Source organism: Paenibacillus arenosi (genome assembly GCF_014841135.1).
Taxonomy (GTDB): Bacteria; Bacillota; Bacilli; order Paenibacillales; family Paenibacillaceae; genus Paenibacillus_B; species Paenibacillus_B arenosi.
Map to the genome: position 1 here is coordinate 83,313 of NZ_JACYTN010000021.1, position 6,582 is coordinate 89,894.

4 protein-coding genes and 5 tRNA genes are annotated in these 6,582 nt (G+C 43.2%); 1 reads left to right on the top strand and 8 read right to left on the bottom strand.

All coding sequences use genetic code 11. From position 1 onward, the window contains the following. Window positions 1-59: 59 nt before the first annotated feature. Window positions 60-998 (bottom strand): HPr(Ser) kinase/phosphatase, encoded by a 939-nt coding sequence (hprK, locus tag IFO66_RS18990; protein ID WP_192026675.1) that lies wholly within the window; start codon window positions 996-998, stop codon window positions 60-62. A 446-nt stretch (window positions 999-1,444) separates the two neighbouring features. Between hprK and IFO66_RS18995 the strand changes: the two genes are divergently transcribed. Continuing rightward, on the top strand, window positions 1,445-3,241 hold the full coding sequence (locus tag IFO66_RS18995; RefSeq protein ID WP_192026676.1) for a fibronectin type III domain-containing protein: 1,797 nt from the start codon (window positions 1,445-1,447) through the stop codon (window positions 3,239-3,241). 173 nt (window positions 3,242-3,414) lie between these two features. Here the strand turns inward: IFO66_RS18995 and IFO66_RS19000 are convergent, their stop codons facing one another. The 7 genes from IFO66_RS19000 to IFO66_RS19030 all read right to left on the bottom strand — a co-directional run bounded on the left by IFO66_RS19000 (window position 3,415) and on the right by IFO66_RS19030 (window position 6,536). Then, window positions 3,415-4,536, bottom strand: coding sequence for an ABC transporter ATP-binding protein (locus IFO66_RS19000; RefSeq protein ID WP_192026677.1), 1,122 nt, complete (start codon window positions 4,534-4,536; stop codon window positions 3,415-3,417). A 199-nt stretch (window positions 4,537-4,735) separates the two neighbouring features. Continuing rightward, window positions 4,736-5,863 carry a PucR family transcriptional regulator gene (locus IFO66_RS19005; RefSeq protein WP_225445897.1) on the bottom strand — a complete coding sequence of 376 codons (1,128 nt, stop codon included), beginning with the start codon at window positions 5,861-5,863 and terminating at the stop codon, window positions 4,736-4,738. Window positions 5,864-6,063: 200 nt separating this feature from the next. Then, window positions 6,064-6,139: transfer RNA gene (locus tag IFO66_RS19010), tRNA-Lys, on the bottom strand. A gap of 5 nt (window positions 6,140-6,144) precedes the next feature. After that, window positions 6,145-6,230, bottom strand: a tRNA-Tyr gene (locus tag IFO66_RS19015). 10 nt (window positions 6,231-6,240) lie between these two features. Continuing rightward, window positions 6,241-6,316, bottom strand: a tRNA-Phe gene (locus IFO66_RS19020). A 58-nt stretch (window positions 6,317-6,374) separates the two neighbouring features. Continuing rightward, window positions 6,375-6,451, bottom strand: a tRNA-Asp gene (locus IFO66_RS19025). A gap of 9 nt (window positions 6,452-6,460) precedes the next feature. Further along, a tRNA-Thr gene (locus IFO66_RS19030) sits at window positions 6,461-6,536 on the bottom strand. Between the last annotated feature and the right edge of the window lie 46 nt (window positions 6,537-6,582).

Genomic DNA, 6,582 nt, shown 5'->3' on the forward strand with positions numbered 1-6,582 from the left:
TTTTCAAAATATGAATACTCATGCTAACTAAACCAACGATATTCACCCTACACGATTAATCAATCGAAATCATCACTATCTTCGTTAATTTGCTCTGTCAGTTTGTTTGTAAACTGCAGTGCTGCATTGTAACCCATACGCTTCAAGCGATAATTCATTGCCGCCACTTCAATAATAACAGCTAAGTTTCGACCTGGGCGAACTGGAATCGTAACAAGCGGCACATCGGTATCCAAAATACGAGTCGTCTCCTCATCTAGCCCAAGACGATCATATTGTTTATCCTGCTGCCATGTTTCCAACTTAATGACTACGCTAATCCGCTTGTTGTTGCGAACTGCACCCGCTCCGAACAGCGTCATCACATTAATAATTCCGATACCACGAATTTCTAAAAGATGACGGATTAAATCTGGAGCCGTACCATGTAGCTGGTTATCAGAGGTTTGACGAATTTCCACGGCATCGTCAGCTACAAGCCGGTGACTGCGCTTTACCAGCTCAAGTGCTGTTTCACTTTTACCAATTCCACTTCCGCCTGTAATAAGCATACCAACACCATAGACGTCGACCAAAACACCATGAATCGTTGCAGTTGGCGCCAGCTTTCTTTCAAGGAAACCCGTAATTCGGCTTAATAGGGTAGTTGATGCAAGCGGAGAACGCAGCAATGGAACCTCGTTCTCTTCGCAGATTTGCACTAACTCCGTTGGTACATCCAAACCACGTGTAATAATGATGCTTGGGAGTTCTGGAGATATAAATCTTCTTAAGCGTTCTAATCTTGTTTCTTCTGATAGCGTTTCTAAAAAAGTAAGCTCTGTCTTGCCCATCAACTGTATCCGCTCAGTTGGATGATAATCAAAGTAACCTGCTATTTCCAAACCGGGGCGATGCAAATCATCCACCGTGATAAGGCGCTTCATGCCTTGTTCACCAGCAAGCACTTCCATTTGGAATTGTTCTACTAACTCAGACACTTTCACCTTTTTAGCCATAGACTTTCACTCCTTATCTCTTGCTCAACATCTATATAACTTGAACGAAATAATTATTTCTGCATACAAAGACCATATCGTTCTTTATTTCGAATAGCATTTCGCCCCAAAGCTAAAGTTGTGAGCTCTATCTGGTATGTACGATCTCATCTTATTCATACTGCAAACTTTCTCAAATAGAAGCAACTAACAGCTGCCAATGTAACCATCGTAATGGAAAATAGCATCGAAATCAACGCATACCCCCATACACTTCCTACGTAAGCCCTATTTTTCAGACATTTGCAGGATCAAACCTCACAAATCACGAATCCAACTATGCCTTGGGCTGAATGAAAGGTGGTGAGAGCACGAGAACAGGATAATAACCTGGCTCCTTGTTTGTACGAACAGAAGGGATTGTTATTACATTTTTCCCTGATTTCAATTTACGAAGGAGGTTTGTTATGTATTCATCTATCCATCGCCGAGCCATTCGGCCACTTTCTGTTATGATTATCGCTGTGCTTGTAGCTTTACTAATTCCCTTTCAGGTATTCGGTGCAGCAACTTGGGCGCCTAATACCGCATATCAAAAGGGGGCTATCGTTACGTATCAAAATATCAATTACGAATGTACGCAAGCACATACTTCATTAAATGGATGGGAGCCACCTAACACACCTGCACTATGGAAATTGTCCACTGCTCCTGTCGATACCACACCACCATCTGCACCTGCATCGCTCGTGTCACCTACACAAACGACCACAACAATTACACTCGCATGGCAAGCTGCAACTGATAATATAGGTGTTACACAATACCGTATTTACAGCGGCACGACGCAAGTGGGGACTGCTACGAATTCACCTTACCAAATAACTGGATTATCCCCTAATACCTTATACTCATACACCGTTAGAGCTGCAGATGCTGCTGGCAATGTATCCGCTGACAGCAATACCATTCAAGTGCGCACAGCCGTGCCTGTCGTGGACAACCAACCGCCTACCGTTCCAACTAATCTACGCAGCTCCAATACCACAAATACCACGATCAATCTTGCCTGGGATGCAAGCCAAGACAATGTCGGCGTCAGCCAATACGAGGTGATCGTTAACGGTCAGGTTGCAGGCACATCATCGCAAACTACTTTTACGATTACAGGCCTTACCGCTAGCACTACTTATGCCATTGCCGTTCGCGCCGTAGATGAAGCAAATAATCGCTCTGCTAACAGTACGATCGCTTCTATTACAACAAAAGATACTGTAGCTGTAGCAGGTAAAGTTCTTGTTGGGTACTGGCACAACTTTAACAATGGCTCCACAAATATTCGCCTACGAGACATATCTCCAAACTTTGATGTAATTAACGTAGCATTCGCTGAACCTGTCGGCGATCGCGCCACGATGGCATTCACGCCTTATAACGCCACTAAAGAACAATTCAAATCCGATATCGCTGAACTCCGGGCCAAAGGAAAGAAAGTTCAAATATCGATCGGCGGTGCTGAAGGTACGGTCGAATTGAATACCGAAGCAGACAAGCAAAACTTCATTCGCACCATGAATGCGATTATTACGGAATATAACTTCGACGGACTGGATATCGACCTAGAGGGCAGCTCCCTTGCGCTTGCTGGTGGAGATACCAATTTCCGAAGTCCGACTACACCTAAGATCGTCAATCTTATAGCCGCAGTAAGAGAGATCCTATCAACTAAAAGCGCTACCTTCCAACTAACGATGGCGCCAGAAACAGCCTACGTTCAAGGAGGCCTAGTTGCCTATGGCGGCCCGTGGGGTGCTTATCTTCCTGTCATTCATGCATTTAGAGACCGTATGAACTTTATTCATGTGCAGCACTATAATACAGGTTCCATGACAGCCTTAGATGGCCGCTCTTATTCCCAAGGTACAACAGACTTCCAAGTTGCAATGGCTGAAATGCTGCTAGTTGGCTTCCCTATTGGCAACAACCCGAACAATATGTTCCCTGCCTTACGTGAAGATCAAGTTGCTATAGGGCTTCCTGCCAATCAAAGTGCTGCTGGTGGAGGTTACACCAATCCGGCAGATATCGACAAAGCCTTAAAATACATCACTAAGGGTATTAGCTATGGCGGCAGTTATGTATTAAGAAAGCCAAGCGGCTACCCTAACTTCCGTGGGGTTATGACATGGTCGATTAACTGGGATAAAGTAGCTAACTTCGGCTTCTCCAACCCAGTACGTGCTTCCTTGAATTCTTTAAACTAACTAACCGATATTCCTTATCGTTAATTAAATGAGTTCAACTTCCATTTCATTCAGCCCTTGGCAATATGATTATCCTTATTATCTGGCTATTTCTACTTCACCTGCTGCTATAAAATGAATACGCACAAAATAGAGCCCAGAGTGATCTACACCCTGGGCCCTACCTTATATAATTAGTTTTCGAAAACGTTCAATTCGGATTCTTTGTCGAATACATGAACTTTGTTCATATCGATAGCCAATTTCACGTTTTGGCCTTCTTGAGCGTTAGAACGACCGTCTACACGACCAATAACATTTTCAGTGCCAATGCCTTTCAAGTACAAGAGCATTTCATGACCCAAGTTCTCTGTTACGTCGATACTAGCGGAGAAGATACTGTTTGGAGAAGCTTCCAAGAATACAGGCTCTTCATGAATATCTTCTGGACGAATGCCAAGGATAACCTCTTTGCCGATATAGTTTTTGTCTTTCAATGCTTGTGCTTTGCCTGCAGGGATTACAACATTCAAGCCATCAGTCTTGAAGCGAATCTCACCAGACTCTTCACTTAGCTTACCATGGATGAAGTTCATTGTTGGAGAGCCCATGAAGCCCGCAACGAACAAGTTCACCGGATGATTGTACAATTGGTCTGGAGACGCAGCTTGTTGAATGAAACCATCTTTCATAACAACGATACGGTCACCCATCGTCATAGCCTCAATTTGGTCATGCGTTACATAGATAACTGTCGTCTCAAGACGCTTAGCCAACTTTGTAATTTCAGATCGCATTTGACCACGAAGCTTCGCATCCAAGTTGGAAAGCGGTTCGTCCATCAAGAATACTTGTGGGTTACGAACGATTGCACGACCAAGTGCAACACGCTGACGCTGACCACCGGAAAGAGCTTTTGGCTTACGCTCAAGCAGATGCTCGATATCAAGAATACGAGCAGCTTCTTTAACTTGCTTGTCGATCTCATCTTTAGGAACTTTACGAAGCTTAAGACCGAAAGCCATATTTTGATACACGTTCATATGTGGATACAAAGCGTAAGATTGGAATACCATGGCGATATCGCGATCCTTAGGTGCAACATCGTTCACAAGCTTATCACCGATATAAAGTTGTCCTTCAGAGATCTCTTCAAGACCTGCGATCATACGAAGCGTCGTGGATTTACCACAACCGGATGGGCCAACCAATACAAGGAACTCTTTATCCTTAATATCAAGGTTAACATCAATAACAGTTGGCTTATCAGACCCCGGATATTTTTTATATACATGTTCTAAGCGTACGCCTGCCATAATTATTTCCTCCCTACGATTGTCAATGTAATCGGTTTCTTACTATATTTCTATCATAATTGACAGCCAGGCGATTGACTATAGTCAACGTGCACAAAAAAACACCCCCAACTATCTATCACCTATTGGATACCTGCACAAAAATGAAGGCGATTACAAATCATTTTTTTACAACATGCATATCCCTATGCTTCACAAACTATTGCTGATGAGCTACCTTATACAGCAATAGTACAAGCTTTATGAGTACAGCGTCAGAAAATGAACGAATATCAAGTCCTGTTTCCTGCTTAATTTTATCAAGTCGATACAACAGCGTATTACGATGAATATATAAACGCTTCGCAGTTTCACTAACGCTACAATTTTGTTGAAAAAACATTTCCAAAGTCGCCATCGTCTCTGCATCATGGAACACTTCTGTCTTTTTCACAATTCGTTTTAAATATTCCGTTCTTACATGATCAGGAATACTGTATGCAAGATGCTCTATATGAAGTTCCCATGGCAAATGAATATGCTCGGTTACATGGAAGGTACGTCCTAAAAATACCGTTTCTCTCATATGAGCTACTGTTGCAGGAATACCCTTTTGGCCAATAAAGGAGTAATTCACCGTCATATGACTTTCCCCAATCCACTCAGCAGTTAAAAGTTCATACAGCCCTAGACAATATGAAGTTAATAGCTCCTCCTGAGTTTCATCACTGTCTACATCATCATCTAACTCCGTAACGGTTAAGGACGACGGGACAAGAATAAGCCATTCCTGCTCCGTTAATGGTATGAGAAAAGTATGGCCGTCGAAATAAGAGTCTACTAGTTTCTTCAGCAGTTGATATCGTGGCCCTTCCCGATGAATATGCTCTGTAACAAGAAGGAATGGTGTCACCATACCTGAAAGCTGCTTACTCCAAGGAATATGCTCTGGAATTTCTACCTTCCAGTCTCGCTCATGAATAGAGGATAAGATCCACGATCCCACTTGTTCCGCTTCTTGTTCTTCACTTACAGTGAGCATATCTTGTTCAAGCTTTTCACCGTGTTCTAGCATTAAAACAAGTTCAATCCACTGCTGCTCCTGAATACTTAATGGACTAGACTCCAGCTTCATCAAAGTAGATTGTTCGCTTCCCATCTCCCAGAGCAAGTACCAATCACCAGCACTCTGATGCATGACAACTACAGAAGGAGATATTAAATGAACGTCTCTAGTGGAAGATTCAATCCATTCCTTCCATAGAGAGGTTGGAACTGATATCTGTTCCAAGGTTCTACCGAGAATTCGTTCGATATGCAACTGCAAAGATGGCTTCTCTATCATCATACAATCACTCCGCCCATTCATCCTGTTCTATCTATATCTACTTTCATTGTAGCATATCAAGTAACTAGCATTCATATATCACGTATTCGATGTAAATTAATCGACTCGCTATTTTTAAAATAGTATAGTAACTGCAATGAAACTTATAAATAAACACAAAAAAAACTTCAGTTATTCACTGAAGTTGTTAATGATAAAACTGGTGAGCCATGTAGGACTCGAACCTACGACACCCTGATTAAAAGTCAGGTGCTCTACCAACTGAGCTAATGGCTCGTAAATGGTGGAGGATGATGGATTCGAACCACCGAACCCGAATGGGAGCAGATTTACAGTCTGATGCGTTTGGCCACTTCGCTAATCCTCCATATTTACAATGGTGGTTCGGGACGGAATCGAACCGCCGACACGAGGATTTTCAGTCCTCTGCTCTACCGACTGAGCTACCGAACCATAATATGCAATTGTCTTAAACACCAATCCCCTTATGATTTATTCATTTGGGATGTAATGGCGGAGCTGACGGGATTCGAACCCGCGGTCTCCTGCGTGACAGGCAGGCATGTTAGGCCTCTACACCACAGCTCCGCATTACGATGGTGCCGGCGATAGGAGTCGAACCCACGACCTACTGATTACAAGTCAGCCGCTCTACCAACTGAGCTACACCGGCATATTATGGTGGACGCTGACGGGATCGAACCGCCGACCCTCTGCTT